This window comes from Thermogutta hypogea (genome assembly GCF_055386265.1).
Window position 1 is genome coordinate 594804 of record NZ_AP042425.1, and the last position, 18913, is coordinate 613716.

Here is an 18913-nt window from a genome sequence, read left to right on the forward strand (position 1 = left end):
AAATCTTATACGCCCGGTCGCCGTTCGCGTTGTCTTGAAGGTCGATTCGGGCCGTGATTCGGCCCCTCGCGGTCTTGATGCCGACGATGCTCGGCGACCGCTCCCGCCTGGAACCCGTTTGGATTGAAGGTTATGGCTGACAAAAATCAATGCGGTGCCTTCGGCGCTCGCGCGGAAATCGATACAAGTTTGGGAAAACTGGGCATCTATCGTTTGCGGCGTTTGGAGGAGCTGGGGCTGACTCGGCTGGACCGATTGCCGTTTTCCATTCGCGTGCTCTTGGAATCGGTGTTGCGGCACTGCGACGGCTTCGCGGTGACGGAGGACGACGTCCGAAACCTTGCCCTTTGGGCGACCGATCGGGGACAAGCCGGAAAAGACATCCCCTTCAAGCCGGCCAGGGTCTTGCTCCAAGACTTTACGGGGGTCCCGGCAATCGTCGATTTGGCCGCCATGCGTTCCGCCGTGGCCCGTTTGGGCGGCGATCCCAAGCGGATCAATCCCCTGATTCCTGCGGACCTGGTGATCGACCATTCGGTGCAGGTGGATTTCTTCGGCGACGCCGACGCCCTCCGGCGTAACGTGGAACTGGAATTTCACCGCAATCGCGAACGCTACGAATTCCTCCGCTGGGGGCAAGAGAGCTTCGATAACCTCCGTGTCGTGCCGCCTTCGGTCGGTATCATCCACCAGGTGAATTTGGAATATCTCGCCCAATGCGTTTTCGTGGGGAAGGACGCGTTTGGAGACGTCGCCTATCCCGATACGCTGGTCGGCACCGACAGCCACACGACGATGATCAACGCCTTGGGCGTGCTGGGCTGGGGGGTCGGCGGCATTGAGGCGGAGGCTGCCATGCTGGGGCAGCCGCTTTCCATGCCCGCCCCGGAGGTCATCGCCCTGGAGTTGACCGGTGCCCTGCGGCCCGGCGTGACGGCCACGGACCTCGTGCTCAGCGTCACCGAACTCTTGCGGCGCGAGGGAGTGGTCGGCAAGTTCGTGGAGTATTGCGGCGAAGGGGTCGACCGGATGCCGGTTACGGACCGGGCCGTGCTAGCGAACATGGCCCCGGAATACGGCGCCACGATGGGATTCTTCCCCATAGATGCCCGCACGCTGGAATACCTGGTGCAAACCGGGCGAAGCGAGTCGCATGCGGCCATGGTGGAACGGTATTGCAAGGAGCAGGGGCTGTTCCGCGAGGCCGGCGCTCCGATCCCCGACTACACCAAAGTGTTGCGTCTCGACCTCGCAACGGTGGAGCCTTGCTTGGCCGGTCCCAAGCGGCCGCAGGATCGGGTGCCGCTGAGCGAGGTGGGGGCGCGGTTTCGAGGCTCGTTGACACAGCCGACGCAAAATCGCGGTTTCGGTCTGGCGGAACCGGATGTGGCCGGAACCGTCGCCGTTGCCTCGAACGGGGCCCAATACGAACTGCGGCACGGAGCCGTGGTCCTAGCGGCGATCACCAGTTGCACCAATACCAGCAACCCCACGCTGATGGTGATGGCGGGGCTCTTGGCAAAGAAGGCGTTGGCGCGCGGCTTGAAGGTACCGCCCTTCGTCAAGACCAGTTTGGCCCCCGGTTCGCGCGTGGTGAATCGTTATTTGGCCGCGGCGGGGCTTGAGGAAGCCCTCTCCGCTCTGGGGTTTGCCACGGTCGGCTATGGCTGTACGACGTGCATCGGCAACAGCGGGCCGCTTCCCGAACCGGTGGCTCAAGCCGTTCGCGAAGGCGACTTGGTGGCGGCCGCCGTACTGAGCGGCAACCGCAATTTCGAAGGCCGTATCAATCCCTTGGTCAAAGCGAATTACTTGGCCTCGCCGCCTTTGGTCGTGGCATTCGCTTTGGCCGGGACGGTGGATATCGACCTCACGCGAGAACCGCTGGGAAGGGATGCCCAGGGGCGCGACGTATTTTTGCGGGACGTTTGGCCCGGCGAAGAAGAGACGGCCGCCGTGCTCCGCGATGCGATGTCGCCCGAGGTCTTCCGCCGGTGTTACGCGGAGGTGTTTTCCGGAAATCCGATGTGGAACGCCCTGCCTTTGAAAAAGAGCGAGCTTTTCGATTGGTCGGAGGAAAGCACCTACATCCACGAGCCGCCGTTTTTCAAGGACCTCGCGCCGGAGCCGCGGCCGCCCCAGCCGATCCGCGCCGCCCGCGCCTTGCTGGCCCTGGGCGATTCCGTGACGACGGACCACATTTCTCCGGCGGGCAACATCGCCAAGGACAGCCCGGCCGGCCGCTATCTCATGAGCCGCGGGGTTCCGCCCGAGGAATTCAATAGTTACGGTGCTCGGCGGGGAAACGACCAGGTCATGGTGCGGGGAACGTTCGCCAACATCCGCCTGCGCAACCTGTTGCTGCCCGGGACGGAAGGCGGGGTCACGAAGTATTTTCCGACGGGCGAAGTCCTCTCCGTGTATGACGCGGCGGTCCGATACCAAGAGCAGGGGATTCCAACGATCGTTCTGGCAGGGGCCGAGTACGGCACGGGCAGCAGCCGGGACTGGGCCGCGAAGGGTACCGCGATGCTGGGAATCCGGGCGGTTCTGGCGCAGAGCTTCGAACGCATTCACCGCAGCAATCTCGTCGGCATGGGAATTCTGCCGCTGCAATTCGTCGGCGGCGCCACGTGGCAATCTTTGGGACTGCAAGGCGACGAAACCTTTCATATCCCGCTATCCGCGGACGAAGTCCGCCCGCGCTGCGAAATCACGGTGGAGGCCGTGTCCGAGGAGCGGGGAGTGAAGCGGTTTCCCGTCCAGGTCCGCATCGATACGCCGGTGGAAGTTGAATATTACCGCCACGGCGGCATCCTGCCGATGGTCATCCGCAAGCTGCTCGAGTAACGGCCGGCGGAAGCAATTGACGCCTAAGAGGCGTCGTCCGCCGTGCTGCGTGAAGGGGCGGTCGGGCGGGGTGGAACCGTATTTCGCGAAAAGTGGGGGGCACGCCTCGCCGGTTCGCCGCGGTCCACTCGCAAGCCGGGCGTCAGTTGTCGCAAACCGGATTCGGTTACTGTAACCACGAAATCGCAAGCATCCCTCAGCCGCTTCAGCATTGCCGCGGCGGCGGAGGACTGCAAGGCTCCCGGGTGCAGCTCATAGACCAGCGCGCCTATCAGCGATTCCCCCAAAGTTTCCGTGATGCACAGCAGGCCGACGCGGTCGGGACGCCATTCCGGCGGCCAATCAGGGCTTTTCAACCACGTGCAGACGAAATCGCGGCAGATCGCCGGGCGCGTGGGGTAAACCGAGCAGCCACACGCTCCCAGCAAGGGACACGGTCGGCCTTCCGTTTTGGGACCGGCCGCGACGACGCCGGCCGGTATCGACAGGCGAACGCAGCAAGCAGTGCAGCGGCCGCACGCGCGGGGCGAATCGTGGCGATCCTCGCCGCCGGCCGAGAATTCCGCCACCCGATCCCTCTCAATGGAGCGTGCCTCGTTTCGGGGATGGTCATTCGACGAAGGTGCGGAGTGAGCGGCCGTCATAACCGTTGCAGGTTCCTCAACCGGTGCGTTCGATTTTGAGACCCCGACTGGTTGGGGCGGGCCGGCGCGTCGGCATCGCCGGGCGTACGCAGAGCCGTATGCGATGATCCATCATCCTCATCGTATGGTGGAGGGCCGAAACTTGGGCACAAGCCGCAATCCCGGCGATTTCCTTCGCCCCGGCGCGGAAGTAAGACCGAAAGATTCCGATTGGAAAAAATTTGCCAACGCCGAAACATAAGCTAGCTTTCATATTGAGCAAACAGCTTTTCGCGCCTGTCTCGTCCTGGTCGGTTCGCCTGTCTCGTCTGCTTGAGGGAGCCTGATATGTCAAGTCGCACCCACATGCTTGGGTCGCCCCGGCTGGGCGGCAATCGGGAGAAGGGGCGTCGCGGCGCGATCCTTGTTCTGACTGCCCTGTTTATGGTCTTCCTGATCGGGCTGCTGGCCTTCAGCGTGGACTTGGGCTACATGATGACGGTCCGCGCCGAGTTGAAACGGGCCACCGATGCGGCGGCCTTGGCGGGAGCCGGCGCTCTTATCGACGGCCCCCAAGCGGCGGAACTCCGCGCCTTCGAGTTCCTGGCTCGCAACCCCGTCGCAAGTCGTACTCTCTTGGACGGCAGTGACTGGAAGGATCGGCTGGCCGAATTGCGGGCGCAGAATCAGGACAACTTCGAGGTCCAGTTCGGCGAATGGAACACGGAGACTCGGACCTTCTCGGCCTCGGCCTTTGCTCCCTCGGCGATTCGCGTCGTGGCGAAGCACAACAATGCGCCGTTCTTTTTCGGCCGCGTTTTCGGCCACGACACGTTCAATCTGGAAGCCGAGTCGATCGCCAAGTACCAGCCGCGCGATATCGTCCTGGTGCTGGACTTTTCCGCCTCCATGAACGACGACAGCGAATTGCGCCGGATCACCGAATTCGGCGAAGGCACGCGCAGCATGGTGGAAGCCAATTTGCAGCAAATCTATCAGGAGTTGGGATCGCCGCAATACGGGTCGCTTCAGTTCGTTCCGGAGTATTACGTACAGACGGGTAAAGCGCCGACGACCGGTTGCGAACCGCAGATCGTCGTGACCTTCCGCGGAAGCGACGTGTACGTGACTTCGACGAAGGATCTCTCCAACGTAGTCTTGCAATTCTCGGACGGTACGAAACAGAAATTCGACGGATTGAAAGGCAAGACCGGCACGTTCAAAGGTACCGGCGGCAATGCCAACAAGCGCATCGATCGCTGCTGGGTCAAATCCGGCTGCAACCAAAGCGGCGAAGGTTCCGGTTACGGCGAACGATTTGAGGACACGCCCGCCAACATCAAAGCCTATTTCGGCCTGACGAACGTACCCTACCCGTATCCATCCGGTAGCTGGGACGACTATATCTCCTACGTAAAAAGCAGCAGTTACGTAAACAAAGCGGGTTATCGGAAGAAGTACGGTTTCCTCACCTTGATCAACTATTGGCTGGAGCAGAAACCGCGAAATCAAGATACTCCCGACCTCTGGATGGTCAGTGAGCAACCGGTGCAGCAGCTCAAGGAGGCCACGCGGATGTTCTTCGAGTACATTCAAGAGGTGCCCACGAACGACCGCATCTCGCTGGTCATATACAATTCTCCGAATCAAACTGCCTTGGTCGAACACCACCTGTCCGACAATTTCTCCGGCGTGCTCGAAACCGTGCGTCAACGCCAAGCCGGGCATTACGATCACTACACAAACATCGGGGCGGGAGTGCAGCATGGAATCGACGAGCTGCTTGCCAATGGTCGCCAAGGGGCGTTCAAGATGATCGTGCTAATGACGGACGGCGTGGCAAACCGCCCGAACAATACCTCGGAAGCTAGGGCCTTTGCCCTTCAGCAAGCCCAGCGTGCCGCGGAAAACCGGCTGCCGATCTTCACCATCGGCTTGGGGATGGAAGCGGATACCAATTTGCTTGTCCAAATGGCCGAAATGACGAAAGGGAAATACTTCATCGTCAACGGCGGCGAGTACATCGTGGATTACCAAGCGGACTTGGTGCAAAAGTTTCGGGAGATCGCGGACCACCGGCCCCTCGTACTCGTGAAGTAGCTCGGCGGCTTCGGCGAGATTTTGCGAGATGAGGCCATCCTTCGCTCATACTTCCGGGGTGCGGTGAAACGATCTCGGAAGGGCTCGGGGTTGCCTTGGCGACAGGCGCGGACCTCCGTTGAATCCGGCTGCGGCGGCCGGCGTTCGGCGGAGGTTTTCCGCTTTCTTGAACGCACATATCCTGTCGCCGATCACCCGGGAGACTCTCCCCACTCTTCGCCGCCATGCTGGGCGGGGGCTCGCGATCCGCATTGGAGTACGACTCGCTGTTCCCCTCCGCTGCTTCGAAAACCCTTCGGCCATTGATCGTCGAGGTGGCATGCGGAATGGATGTCCCTTTATAATCGGAAACATTGCGCGGCCCGGGAAGGTCGCGACGAGAGCGCTTCATGTTGCCATGAGCTGGGAAAAGACGGCTATGAAAACGGCGAGTCGATCGTTGTGGATTGGTTCACTCCAATCACCGGTACTGTTGATTACGTCGGCGCTGATCGCTTCGGTGGCGGTCATGCCCAAGTTCGGGTTCTCGGAGGATTCCGTTTCGGAGTCGGGCACGATCCGCGCCGCAGCCCGGATCCCGTTCTCCGTCACCCTTGCGGATTCCGAAACCGCAGGCTTAAGGGAAGTGCTCGCCGCCGAAGACGGACGTCCCTGGGGGCTTGCGGAAGTGCTTCCCGGTCCGGACGCCGAAGGGCGACCCCTGCCTCTCGGCCGCCTCATTTTGCTTCCCCAACAGATTGCCGGTGAGGAGCCGACCTTGCCCGCCGATTCTGCGGAATCAGCCGCCGGCGAAGAAACGATGGCGCTGCGTCTCGGCAAACCGATTAGCCGACCGGCGCACGCGACGTTTGAGTGGCATGAGACGTCGGATACCACCCTGCAACTGGCCGAGCAGAATCGTCCGGTCTTGGCGTACAATTTCGGGGTGATTACCCGTGATGACGTGCCGGAAAGCGATCCGCGGCGAAGCCGTTCCTGCTACGTCCACCCCTTGCACGGCCTGGACGGCGAGGTCTTGACGGACGATTTCCCGAAAGACCATTACCATCACCACGGTGTCTTTTGGACCTGGCCTCACGTGGTCATTGACGGGCAAGAGTACAGTCTTTGGGAGGACAAAGGCTCCCTCCGCCAGCGCTTCGTCCGTTGGCTATGCCGCGAAGAAGGTGCGACCGCGGCGGTGCTGGGGGTCGAGAATGGTTGGTTCCTGGGCGACACCCAGGTGCTTACGGAACGCGTGTGGTGGACCGTCTATCGCTCGGGCGATTCTCGCCACATCGACGTGGACCTGTTTTTCACTCCTCTCGATCGGGACGTGACCCTGTGGGGAGCCGAAGGCAAGAGCTACGGCGGTTTAACGGTACGTTTTTGTCCCCGGCCCGGGGAGCGGCCCAGGATCACGGTTGCCGACGGCCTGACCGCCGATGACTTGTACGAGACGCCGCTGACTTGGGCGGATCTGAGTTCCCGCTTCGGGGAAGGGGAGGCTTGGAGTGGGGCGGCAATCTTCATCTCGCCGAGCCATCCCGATTATCCGCCGACTTGGTTGACCCGGCACTACGGTCCGTTGTGCGTGGGTTGGCCGGGGATCCGTTCTCAGACGCTTGCCGCCGGGAAATCGGTCCACCTGCCGTACAGGCTGTGGATTCACCGGGATTGCCCGGCGGCGGACAATATCGAGACCGTGTATCGCGCCTATTGCAAGGTTTCCACAACGGGAGCGACGGCGGAGTGAAAACGGGCGCAAAAGTGCCGCTGCATGTCTTTAAGGAGGAAGGGTCACGTGAAAAGCCTGGAGCATGTCCGCGCATCAGTCTTGGACCGACAAACGGTCCTGATAATCGGCGGTCTTTTGGTCGCGGTTGCGGCTGTTCCCTTCGTGCGCGGGGAAACGGGTCTGAGGCCGCTTCCGTATAATCACCCCGGTTTGACCGTGGATCTGGGAGTGGGCCTTTGGGCGTGGCCGATTCCGTACGACGTCAACCAAGACGGCAATCCGGATTTGATTGTATCGTGTCCCGATAAGCCTTCGAACGGGTTGTGGTATTTCGAAAACTCCGGCGCCACGGCAGAGAACGGGTTGCCGATATTCCGTAAGGCGGAATATCGCGGTCCGACGCAGCATTACGTCATGCCCAGTTACGTGAACGGCGGACTTCGTGTGCTCACGCCCGGCAAGGTTTATCCCGACTTCCTCAACAGCGGCCTGGCCTCGCCGGTCTCGTTGCCGATTCCCGCCGGTTTCTATCGTCCGGTGGGGAATCAACCCAAGGGGCCGAAGGTGCGGCACAACCAATGGCGACTGGTCGACTTCGACGGCGACGGGGATCAGGACGTCGCGGTCGCGATTGAGGATTGGAGCGATTACGGGTGGGATGACGCCTGGGATTCTCAAGGACGTTGGAAGAACGGACCGCTTCACGGGTTCGTTTTTATCTTTCGCAATTTGGGGAGCGACACGCAGCCGAGTTTCGGTGATCCGGAACAGCTTCTCGCCGGAGATCGGCCGCTCGACGTGTTCGGTTGCCCATCTCCCAACTTCGCGGATTTCGACGGCGACGGGGACCTGGACCTACTTTGCGGGGAGTTTCTAGACGGGTTGACCTACTTCGAGAACCAAGGGACGCGAGGCGAGCCGAAATATGCGGCGGGCCGGCGATTGACGTACCCCGACGGCGAGCCGCTTCGACTGGACCTGCAAATGATCGTCCCCATTGCGTGCGATTGGGACGGCGACGGCGATCAAGACCTCATCGTCGGCGAAGAAGACGGCCGAGTTTGTCTGCTGAAAAACCTGGGCGGAACGGACGGCAAACGAGCGCCGCAATTCGCCGTGCCGCGCTATTTTTCACAGGAAGCCGACTGTTTGAAATGTGGTGCCCTGGCGACGCCGGCGGTCTTCGACTGGGACGGCGACGGCGATCAGGATATCCTCTCCGGGAACACGGCCGGCTATGTCGAGTTCTTCGAGAATCTTAGCGGTCCGGGCATCGAAACGCCGAAGTGGGCCAAGCCGGTACGCCTGGAGGCGGGCGGGCAAGTCTTTCGCGTCATGGCCGACCCGAACGGATCGGTGCAGGGACCGGCGGAGGCTAAGTGGGGCTACACCGTACTTTCAGTCGCCGATTGGGACGGAGACGGCTTGCCGGATTTGGTGGTCAATTCCATCTGGGGCAAAGTGGTGTGGTTGAAAAACGTGGGCACGCGGACTCGGCCCGAATTGGCGCCGCCGCAACCCGTGAAAGTTGCTTGGGAAGGCCCGCCACCGAAGCCCGCCTGGGTATGGTGGACGCCGCAACCCGGCGAATTGGTCACGCAATGGCGGACCACGCCGGTCGCCGTCGATTGGACGGGCGACGGCCTAATCGATCTGGTGATGTTGGACGCGGAAGGGTACCTCGTCCTTTTTCAGCGGAAGGAGCGCGACGGAGAGCGGGTGCTTCTGCCGCCGCGACGGGTCTTTTTCGGGATCGATATCCAGGCGACGGACTCGCAGCATCGCGTTCTGCAAGCCGGGCCGGGACCCCTGCGATTGAATGCGGGGATCGCGGGAGGCTCTGGAAGACGCAAGATTTGGGTGACGGACTGGGACGGAGATGGCAAGCTCGACCTGCTCGTCAATTCCGCCAGTGCCAATTGGCTGCGTCAAGTTCGCAACGATGCGGAGGGGTGGTTCTTCGAAGACATGGGACCCCTGGTTAGCGACGATATCAAAGGCCACACCACCAGTCCCTGCGTGGCCGATTTCAACGCCGACGGCATTCCCGACCTCCTGGTGGGAGCTGAGGACGGACGGTTCTATTACCATCGCAATCCCCGATCCTCCGGCGAGTCGCAATGAAAGGCAGGCATTCCTAGGAGGGCGGCGGTGCGTTCCGGCGGTTCGCGAGCCGTTCAGATCGGCGTGCCTGAAACCGCGGTGAAATGCCGCATTGCGGCAGTCCGGCCCAAGTGCAACGGGCAAGAGTGAAGCGAGGCGACATGGACGCCCATTTCTACCTTTTGGACTGGGGTGTGCTCGTGGTCTATTTCGCGGCCATGGCGGCACTGGGTTTTGTGCTGCGAGGGAAGGCGCGTTCCAGTGAGGGTTTCACGGCGGGGGATCGCTCGATGTCCGGCTTGCTGTGCGGACTCTCGATCTTCGCCACGTACTTGAGCAGCATCAGCTACCTGGCTTTGCCCGGCAAGTCGTTCGCGGCCGATTGGAATCCCTTCGTGTTTTCATTGGCCGTGCCCATCACCACCTGGATCGCGGTGCGGTGGTTTCTGCCCTATTACCGCCGGTACGGAGAGGTCTCCGCATATGCCCTTTTGGAAAAGCGTTTCGGAACGTGGGCTCGCGTCTATGCCGGGACTTTCTATCTGTTGTTCCAATTGGCCAGGATCGGAATCGTCCTTTATCTCATGGCCTTGCCGATGGCCGTGATCTTCGGCTGGGATATTCGGGCTGTGATCGTCGTGACGGGAGCGTGCGTGGTGGCGTACAGTCTGCTCGGCGGGATTCGGGCCGTGATCTGGGCCGACGCCATTCAGGCCGTGGTTCTGCTGGCGGGCGCGATTTTCGCTTTGATTGTGATCTGGTCGCGACTGCCGCAAGGCCCGGCCGAGATGCTATCCCAGGCCGCCCACGACGGGAAGCTTGCGTTGGGAAGCATGAATCCGCTGGTCGTTTCGCAAGCCACGTTTTGGGTGGTATTGGCCTACGGAATTGTGGAAAATCTGAAGAACTTCGGCATCGACCAGAGCTATATCCAGCGCTATATTGCCGCCCGCAATGAGAGCGAGGCCAAAGCCGGCTTATGGTTGGGAGGGCTGCTTTATCTCCCCGTCAGCGCCCTGTTCTTCATGATCGGGACTTCCCTGTTCTATCTCTATCAAGCTAGCCCCGGCGAGATCCCGGAGGTCAAGCGGATCGTCGCCCGGCAGCGATTGCTCCAGCAAGGCATCCGCCCGCCCGAAAACGACGCGGATTCGTCTCCTCAAGCTCGCATCTACTACGAGCGTCTGCAAGCCGACGCGGAGGGGCTTGAGCCGCGGGACATCGGAGATCGTGTCTTTCCGCACTTCATCGCCAAGCACCTGCCGCCGGGGCTGACGGGGCTATTGATCGCGGCAGTCTTCGCCGCCGCCATGAGTACCGTGTCCACGTCGCTTAATTCCTCCGCCACGCTGGTCATGACGGATTTCTATCGCCGCTTTTTCCATCCGGGCGCGCCGGACCGGCGCTTGCTATTCGTGCTGAGAGCCGCCACGACGGTATGGGGAATACTCGGTGTCGCGACCGCCTTAGCGCTCGTCCGGTTGACCGAAAGCGTGCTGGACATCTGGTGGACGCTGTCCAGTATTTTGAGCGGAGGAATCGTGGGGCTGTTTTTGCTCGGCCGAATCAGCCGCCGGGCCGACAGTCGAAGCGGAGCGATTGCGGTCGCGGTAGGTTTGGCGGCTATTGCTTGGATGGTCCTATCCGCGAGCGATGCGTGGCCCCTGGCGTGGAGCCGTTTCCGCAGCCCCTTTCACGCCTTTCTCGTCACCGTGCTGGGAACGGCCGCGATTTTGGGCGTGGGCATGCCGGCCACGCTTCTGCTATCCGCGAGAACTCGCCCCGGCGGCGCTTCGGACGCCGACTGATCGCTTGCGGCGCGGCAGGGACGCCCGAATAGTTCGAGCCGCGACCGAGGATTGGGAGGATTCGCCGACCGTAGGGATTCGCGGCTTAGGGAAGCTTCTTCCGCAATGCAAAGCTGACGAGATGCCAGCCGGTGCCGTCGTCGATCAACAAGATGCCTTGCGGCGCGAAATATTTCGCCAGGACGTCGAAGGGCGGTAGCTCGTGTTTTTCCAGGGCCTCTAAGAAGGCCTTGGCCGGCGGGTTGAACTCCGCGGATCTCCGCAGAGCTTGCCGTCCCTCTTCGCTGCGGGCGCTTTCGTAGAGGGCACGCAATCCTTCTTCCGGTCGACCGTAGGCCATCATGGCGACCTCGTTCGATCCGGCGAGCTGCCGCACCTTTCCCAGCGTCAATTTGAACTCCAGCGTCTCCCGCAAGGATTGGTTCGGGTTGTCCAGCGTCGTGAACATTTCGCCCAGCAAGGTCGCGCTGTCGGCTACCACAACGCAATCCTCCAGGACTGCCAAGCACGGGTTCGCAAATCGGGCTTGCGGCGGAAGGGCTTCGGGGCGGCGGCGGATGATTTCGTAATACTCGCGCGTGCCCAAGCTCTTAAGCTGCATACGGTCGCCGAGCTTTTCCTGAACCCTTTCCAAGAGAACGGACGCGGCCGCCGCGTCGGAAACGTGGAAGATCAAGCCTGACGCCACACTGTTGATGCGAACCGGTTGCTCGAGCCAAGTGACGAGGCTGACACGACCGGCGGTCAACGGTAACACCTCTTCCGTCAGACTCAAACCCAAATTGCGCTCGATTCGTTGGACCACGCCGCGCTGGAAGGCTCCCTGGCCGCGAAGCCCGTCGAAGAGCTTTTCCACGCGAGAAAGGGTGGTCGGCAGGTCCATGTAAAGGGTCGCATAGCGGATTACGGAACCGGGCACGAAGACTTCGGGAATCGCATCTCCCTTTTTCAGGGCCGGGACGTCCAGCACTCCCGTCCGAGGATTGTCGAGGAACGCGTGGAATTCGGAAATCGAATCCCAGGCCGCCACGTCGGCGCTCATTGCCAATCCAAGGGAGTTCAGGCCGTCCAGTCCCAGGACGGGTAGAACGGCCAGAGCGAATCCCGCCGAAGGCTGTTCGACGGCGATGCCCTCCATTAATTGAATGGGATCGGCGAACACCACGAAATGCAGCGTTCCTTGAGAGGCCAGGCGGCATTCGCGCATCAACCGCTGGAATTCTGGATTATCGGCCAGGACTTCGTCCGAGGATTCGCCGCCGATCCGCTCGGCCAAAGCCTTCACCACCGCGGGATTGTTTCCCGCGAAGAGCGTGGATTCGGAAACGAAAAAGCAAATGCGCTCGTTGCTGTCCTCGGGGGCATCGGCATCCTTAATTTGGATAATGTCCAATCCCGCCGCAGACTCGCGCGTGACGCCGGCCCCGTCGCTGGTGGCGGCCTGCTGCGCGCGATCCAACAGCTTGCGCAGGTCCTCCACGTTCCCGCCGGACTCCAACATCAAAAGGAACGAAGGGGACTGCGTGGAGCTTGCCACAATGGCGAACGATAGTTCCCCTTGCGGGATCGCCAGCATCGTGGGAATGGATAGGCCCACCTGTTCCTCGAGTTCGGCTGCCGATTGCAGGAGTCCGCTCCAAAAGTCGCTCAGGAAGGGAGTCAGTTGGGGATCTTGCAACATGCGTCCGGCCGAGGAATCGAGGAAAGCCTTCTTGAGGGCCGGTACGCTGGGGATCGAGACGAAAATCACGCTGTCCTTGGGAAAGACCTTGGCGGCGCGTGGGAGCTGGGCGCTCGGGGTTTCCGCCGCCGAGCCTCCGCTCGCCGGGATGGACGCGAAGGTCACGATGACGAGGAACGCGGCGAGGATTCGACGGCAATTCATGGTGGTTTTCCTTTCTATACGATCCCGGAAAAATCGGCCGCCTAGGGGAGCGAGCACCTGCTGAATAGTATTCGATCCGGCCGGTCGTCTCTTTTCGGCGCAAGGCCGCATTTCCCGCCCTTGCCGTGTCGGCGTGGGTTTCGGAAGCCGATCCCCGCTTCGCGCGGACGATCGGCGCACGCCGCCCATCTGGTGATAGCATACACCTTTGGACCGGCCGCGGTTACTGTTCCTTGATTTTTCGAGCACAAGCGAAATGATTGGCATGCCCCGCCCGTCGCCATCTTGTGCTCAGGGCGGCGGTCCGGCCGTGTCTTTCGCCAAACCCTATGGCGATAGGCATGTTTCCAAACTGCAACATTTTCGCAGGTCGGTTTTTCGCCACCCGGCGTGAACGGCATGATCGTCTGGAACACCGGCGGATCGGCGTCCCCAACAGGCCCCAGCGATGGTCTTGTGCGGAGGAATCAGGCCGACCGTTCCGCTGCGGACCGGTTGGAAATGCCTTTGTGAACCGAGTTTTTCTGAAAAGATAATAAGGATGGAGCATCCTTCCGGCGCAGCGGGCGTGGGGACCCATGCACTTTTGGGAATGATATTTGCACGGAAACTTCCTGTGCCCGAAGTGCGTCTAAACTCAAGCACCATCGCGCTGCCGTCAACCTCGAGGAAGCACATTGCCGATGTCTCGCATTTCTCAGACGATCCGAAGCGTTCCAGGTTCCCGGCGAACCGTGCTCAAGGGATCGCGCCGGCGGCGATTTCGGCGGGCGGTCATGGAGGTGCTGGAACCGCGGTTGCTGCTGAGCGGCAATCAGCCTCCGACGCTGGCGGAGATCCCCAACGTCGTCGTGTACGGCGGCGCGCCGCTGCACCTGGCGCTCGACGGCTTCGATCCCGACGGAGATGCCTTGACGTTCGAGGTCAGCGTGTCGGATGCCGACCTGGTAACGCCCGTCGTTTCTCAAGCCAATCCCAGCCTCCGCTTAAGCGTCGCCGATTACGGCGACATGGTGTTCCAGCTCTTCGAAGATTTGGTTCCCAATACCGCTTCGCGAATCATCGAGCTGGCTCAGCAGGGATTCTACGACGGGCTGTTGTTTCATCGTGTGATCAACAATTTCGTTATCCAGACGGGCGACCCCACGGCGACGGGTAGCGGCGGCAGCGGAACGACATTCGACGACGAATTTCATCCCCTGTTGCAGCACACCGGCGGCGGCATTTTGGCCATGGCCAAGAGCATCGACGACTCCAACGATTCGCAGTTCTACATTACGGCGGGACCGACGCGGCACCTGGATTTCAATCACACCATTTTCGGGTTTTTGACCGAGGGCGAGGCGGTCCGCCATGCGATAGAACAGGTGCCGGTCGACACTTCGAACAAGCCCACGACGGCTGTCCAGATCACCCAGGCCGCCGTCTTTCAGGACCTGGAAAACGCCGTCTTAAGGCTCATCGCGCCGTCCGGCGCGACCGGGCAAACTCAGGTGACGGTGACGGTCCGCGACGGCAACGGCGGCGAGTTCTCGCGAACGTTCACCGTGACCGTTCTGCCGGATACGGTGGACAACTACCCGTTCCTCTCACCGATCAATCCGATCGTGGTATCGTCCGGAGGATCGGCCACGTTCCAGATCCCCGCCCAGGACGTGGACGGCGGCGCGATCTATTATGCCGCCTCCGCCGCGGGCAATTCCTCGCCGCTTACGGTGAACGTGGACTCCGCGACGGGAGTGGTTACCGTCACCGCCGCAGCCGGGTCCTACGGCGTTGCGGCAATTTACGTCGATGTGCGAGCCGTGAACCCCAGCGGGTACTTTTCCGGACGAGACGTCTGGGACTCGCAGATGGTACCCGTCTATATTGCGCCGCCCGCTCCACAATCGGTGTTCCTGTCGGCGGGCACGGATAGCGGCCTCAGCAACAGCGACGGCATCACGAATCGCGACAACGGCCCCGATGCCGGTTTGCGTTTCCACGTCTTGGGCGTCGTCCCCGGCGCGGACGTCACGCTGCTGATCGACGGGCAAGAGGCCGCCCAGGCTACCGCCGCCTTCTCGGATATCACGCTCGAAGTCCCGCAGTCTTTCGGTACGCTTAGCGAGGGAACGCATACGGTCACGGTGCGGCAAACCCTTACGGATATCCCCGTCCAAGTCGGAAACTTTCACTCCACGACGACGCTGAACGGTCCGGCCGGGGCCGCCTACACCTTCACGATCGACAAGACACCGCCCTTGGTGACTTCCTCGCCTCCCAGCGCGGTGGCCGTGGGGCAGAACCTGAGCTACGACGTGCAGACCGCCGAGGAGGCGGCCGACGGCGTTCGGTACGCGGTCGTCGGTGGACCGGCGGGACTGACCGTCCATGCGCAGACGGGCATGGTGAACTGGTCGCCCGCGGCGGGGCAGGTCGGCACGCAGACGATCACCATCCGCGCCACGGATTTGGCGGGCAACTTCGTCGATCACACGTTCGCAGTCCAAGTGCGGACGCCGCCCCAAATCACAGGCATACCCGCCTTGACCATCCCTATCAACGAGGGAGAGACCCTGGCGCTGGCACTCGGCACGAACGGCGATCCGGCCTATGGTCCCTACCGTTTTGCCTTGGTGTCCGGGCCGTCGGGTATGACCGTCGATGAGACCACGGGGCAACTCACCTGGACCACGGGCGAATCCACGGGGCCGGCGACTTATACCGTGACGGTGGAGGTTCGCGACTCTCAGGGAGCCGCCGGGCGAAGCAGCTTTGAGATTCTTGTGGCCGAGGTCAACACGCCGCCCGTGTTGAATCCTGTGGCCGACCGAACCATTCAGGAAGGCGAGTCGTTGGAATTGGTGCTGAGCGCGAGCGATGCCGACTTGCCCGCCAATCCCCTCCGCTATCGCCTCATGGGAGAGATTCCCGCGGGCATGACGCTCGATCCTGTGACGGGCAGGCTTCATTGGACACCCGATGAGACCTACGGCGGCCGGACGGTGACGGTGGAAATCGAGGTTCGTGATCGAGATTCCTTGACCGACCCCGCCGTATTGACGGATCGCCTTACTTTCCAAATTCACGTGGAGGAAGTCGATCTGCCGCCGGTTTGGCAATCCCTGCCGACGCTGACCGTGTTTCCCGGCGAGACGTTGCGGTTCCGGTTGTCCGCCCAGGATCCCGACATTCCCGGCTTTTCGGTGCGATACTCCGCCGAGTCGCCTCTGCCGGACGGTGCCGTGCTGGATGCGGAGACGGGGTTGTTTGAATGGCCGATTCCCGACGTCTTTTCCGAGGACTTCCCCTCCGTTCTTCGATTTCGCGCGACGGAGGATAGCCCGGGCGGCCTATACGCCACGTTGGATGTCCGTCTGATCTTCATCGATCCGCGGGCGGCGGTGACGCCTGGTAGCGCCGCTCGGGAAGCCGATTTCAGCAGATTGCCCGATCCCAGGGGAAAGGCATTCGGCAACGCGGCCGAGTTGGGATCCGTCGTACCGGCGCGCGAGTTCCGACCGGTCGTTGGAGCCGGAGGAGCGAGCGGATTGACGCCGACGCGGTATCTCTTGTTCACGGGCCCCGGCAGCGGAGGGACGGTGTCACCACAACCCGAAGCGGTCCCTGCCGGTTCCGGTGAGCAGAAAACGGGCTCCTCCGACCGGCCGGCTGAAACTCCGAGAGCGACCGTCCCTGCCGCTCAGCCCGCTCCCCGGCGGGATGGACGCGTCCAGCCGACCACTTTTGATAACGCCGATCCCACCGACCGTGACGAAGTCCTGACCGCCCTCGCCGTGGACGAATTGCTGGCCCGGTCGTCGGCCGAGGAGGAAGATTGGAACCTTTGGGTCGCTGCTTCGTTGCCGGCGGAACATACGGATGGCACGGCGGAGACGGCGGCTTCGCCGGAAGGAGTGGAACTAGGCGATGCCGCGGGACGATAGCCCGCGGACGAAGCGGACTACGGCTTGACGCAAAGCGATCAAAAGTGTGAGGGCGACCCACAGACTGTTGAAAACGGGCCCCCAGTCGGTGTACAGGGATCGGAGAGGCGAGCCGCCGACTTCGGCGACAAGCGGTCCGGCGGCGCGACGCGGACCTTGTTGCACGATTCGCCCGGCGGGATCGATGACCGCCGAAAACCCCGTGTTGGCTGCGATCAGAAAAGGCTTGCGGTTCTCCAGGCCGCGGAAGACGCCGCAGACCAAATGCATGTCCAGCTCACTGGATCCCCAAAACCAGCCGTCATTGGTGAGATTAACCAAGACGTCCGGCTCTTGACCGCGGGCCTTCAATTGCCGCACCTGGTTTCCGACGGCCTGAGGCACGGCGCTCTCGAAACAGATGTTCGGGCTGAAGCGAATGCCCTTGATTTCGAAGACGGCGGCGGCTTGCCCCGGCGTGGTGCTGCGGCTCAAGGGAGTAATCCCTTGGAGCCACGGTATGCGATCGGCGAAGGGAACGTATTCCCCGAACATGACCAAGTGCATCTTGTCGAATCGCCCGGCGTAGCGGTAACGGAATCCGGCCGCCGCCGCACCGAGTGATGGGGAGATAGCGGTTTCGTCGCCGTTTTCGTGCACCGCCTTGGTTGCCGGCTCTTTCACAATGAAAACGGCGGAATTGTAGAACCTCCGGCCCGTCTTGCCGAAGAACTGGGTTTCTGCGCCCAAGATCAGGGCGGTCCGTAGGTCGGCCGCCAATTGTTCCATGGCGCGTCGACTTTCTCGGACGGCCGCCGGCAATGCGGCGCGAAATTCGGCCTCGCTCATACCGCCCAACTCCTCGGGAGAGGGCAACGCCGGTTCAGGCTCGCTCTCGTAGAGAAGGCCGCCGTACACCGTTTCCGGCCAAATCATGACGTCGACGTCGCGGTGGGACCGCACGACCTCGTGTGAAAGGCCGAGATAGTGGCGGTGGATGCGCTCCATCTTTTCTCGCCCGTCCTCGAGGCGGATGTCTTCCGAGCCTTGGATGAGGGCGACTTTGACGGTGGCTCCCGTCGGCCACGTGCCGAGCATGCTCAGGCGGTACTGCCCGTACACTAGGGTCGCCGTCAGCAACACGATCCCGCTTGCCGGCCGGACTACGGCGCGCCATCCTCTTTCGCGCAAATTTCGGGGTGATGCCGGATCCCCGACCGGGCTGGGGATGAGCCGGTTTCGGCGGAGAAACAGGTCGAGGCGGCTCCACGGCAAGGTCCCGTAAAGGCAAGCCGAAAGGATTACGATCAGGCCGCCCACGCCGTAGTCGCCGAAGAGGTCTGCGCATTGGATGAACGGTATCCAGCGGTACTGAGTGTGGGCGAGGTTGGCCATGCCGAAGCCGGTCAGCAAGTTGCCGCGGCAGACCTCCAAACCCATCCAAACCAGGGCCGCCGCTATCGGCAAAGGCAGCTTCCAACGGCGTATGGCGATTCGGGTGATCGCAATGAAAAGCGGCACATAGACGGCCAAGTACGCGGACAGCGCGATCCAACCGAAAGCGGTCGCCCAGTGCGGGAGCCGGAGCCAGTGCAGGGCGGCCAGCCAAAACAGCAGCCCCGCTGCATACACGGCGGCATAGTCGCGTCGGCCGAACGAACGCGGCGCTTCGATCAGGCCGAACCAGGGCCAAAGGGCGATCCAGCCGAGGAGGGACCATTGCAAGGGTGGATGAGCCGCCCACAGCAAGGCGGCACCCAGTCCGGCCAAGGCGACCGTCACTCGGGCGGTATGCCGAACGTCGGGGTCGAGTGCCGGCGAACCGGGTCCCACACTGGAGCGGCCGGCGTTCGCCCTCGCGGGACGCGGAACCGTGAAGGATTTCGCCGATGATTTTGCCGGTCGCATCGAAATCAGCT

At 62.1% G+C, this 18913-nt stretch carries 9 protein-coding genes; 6 read left to right on the forward strand and 3 right to left on the reverse strand.

Annotated features, from left to right (window positions below; translation table 11 throughout):
• Nucleotides 1–132 precede the first annotated feature (132 nt).
• Nucleotides 133–2850 carry an aconitate hydratase AcnA gene (acnA, locus tag ACZ5B4_RS02005; RefSeq protein WP_464912769.1) on the forward strand — a complete coding sequence of 906 codons (2718 nt, stop codon included), beginning with the start codon at nucleotides 133–135 and terminating at the stop codon, nucleotides 2848–2850.
• A gap of 23 nt (nucleotides 2851–2873) precedes the next feature.
• On the opposite strand, the gene ACZ5B4_RS02010 is transcribed toward acnA, so the two are convergent.
• Nucleotides 2874–3419 carry a CxxCxxCC domain-containing protein gene (locus tag ACZ5B4_RS02010; protein WP_464912770.1) on the reverse strand — a complete coding sequence of 182 codons (546 nt, stop codon included), beginning with the start codon at nucleotides 3417–3419 and terminating at the stop codon, nucleotides 2874–2876.
• Nucleotides 3420–3821: 402 nt separating this feature from the next.
• Here ACZ5B4_RS02010 and ACZ5B4_RS02015 point away from each other — a divergent pair, with 402 nt between their 5' ends.
• The 4 genes from ACZ5B4_RS02015 to ACZ5B4_RS02030 all read left to right on the forward strand — a co-directional run bounded on the left by ACZ5B4_RS02015 (nucleotide 3822) and on the right by ACZ5B4_RS02030 (nucleotide 11201).
• Complete coding sequence (locus tag ACZ5B4_RS02015) at nucleotides 3822–5573, forward strand: vWA domain-containing protein (protein WP_464912771.1); 1752 nt, start codon at nucleotides 3822–3824, stop codon at nucleotides 5571–5573.
• A gap of 418 nt (nucleotides 5574–5991) precedes the next feature.
• On the forward strand, nucleotides 5992–7308 hold the full coding sequence (locus ACZ5B4_RS02020; protein WP_464912772.1) for a DUF6807 family protein: 1317 nt from the start codon (nucleotides 5992–5994) through the stop codon (nucleotides 7306–7308).
• A 48-nt stretch (nucleotides 7309–7356) separates the two neighbouring features.
• Nucleotides 7357–9414 (forward strand): FG-GAP repeat domain-containing protein, encoded by a 2058-nt coding sequence (locus tag ACZ5B4_RS02025; RefSeq protein WP_464912773.1) that lies wholly within the window; start codon nucleotides 7357–7359, stop codon nucleotides 9412–9414.
• A gap of 140 nt (nucleotides 9415–9554) precedes the next feature.
• Nucleotides 9555–11201 carry a sodium:solute symporter family protein gene (locus tag ACZ5B4_RS02030; protein ID WP_464912774.1) on the forward strand — a complete coding sequence of 549 codons (1647 nt, stop codon included), beginning with the start codon at nucleotides 9555–9557 and terminating at the stop codon, nucleotides 11199–11201.
• An 85-nt stretch (nucleotides 11202–11286) separates the two neighbouring features.
• Here ACZ5B4_RS02030 and ACZ5B4_RS02035 read toward each other — a convergent pair whose 3' ends face one another.
• On the reverse strand, nucleotides 11287–13086 hold the full coding sequence (locus ACZ5B4_RS02035) for a hypothetical protein (protein ID WP_464912775.1): 1800 nt from the start codon (nucleotides 13084–13086) through the stop codon (nucleotides 11287–11289).
• Between the two features lie 683 nt (nucleotides 13087–13769).
• On the opposite strand from ACZ5B4_RS02035, the gene ACZ5B4_RS02040 reads away from it, so the two are divergent.
• Entirely contained in the window at nucleotides 13770–17015 is a 3246-nt protein-coding gene (locus tag ACZ5B4_RS02040) for a peptidylprolyl isomerase (RefSeq protein WP_464912776.1), read from the forward strand.
• Here the strand turns inward: ACZ5B4_RS02040 and lnt are convergent.
• Nucleotides 16992–18827 carry an apolipoprotein N-acyltransferase gene (gene lnt, locus ACZ5B4_RS02045; protein ID WP_464912777.1) on the reverse strand — a complete coding sequence of 612 codons (1836 nt, stop codon included), beginning with the start codon at nucleotides 18825–18827 and terminating at the stop codon, nucleotides 16992–16994. The genes ACZ5B4_RS02040 and lnt overlap by 24 nt on opposite strands.
• Nucleotides 18828–18913: the final 86 nt, after the last annotated feature.

Coding starts and splice junctions, on each gene's coding strand:
- ACZ5B4_RS02030 (WP_464912774.1), top strand. CDS start 9,555: ATGGACGCCCATTTCTACCTTTTGGACTGGGGTGTGCTCGTGGTCTAT.
- acnA (WP_464912769.1), top strand. CDS start 133: ATGGCTGACAAAAATCAATGCGGTGCCTTCGGCGCTCGCGCGGAAATC.
- ACZ5B4_RS02035 (WP_464912775.1), bottom strand. CDS start 13,086: ATGAATTGCCGTCGAATCCTCGCCGCGTTCCTCGTCATCGTGACCTTC.
- ACZ5B4_RS02020 (WP_464912772.1), top strand. CDS start 5,992: ATGAAAACGGCGAGTCGATCGTTGTGGATTGGTTCACTCCAATCACCG.
- ACZ5B4_RS02040 (WP_464912776.1), top strand. CDS start 13,770: ATGTCTCGCATTTCTCAGACGATCCGAAGCGTTCCAGGTTCCCGGCGA.
- ACZ5B4_RS02015 (WP_464912771.1), top strand. CDS start 3,822: ATGTCAAGTCGCACCCACATGCTTGGGTCGCCCCGGCTGGGCGGCAAT.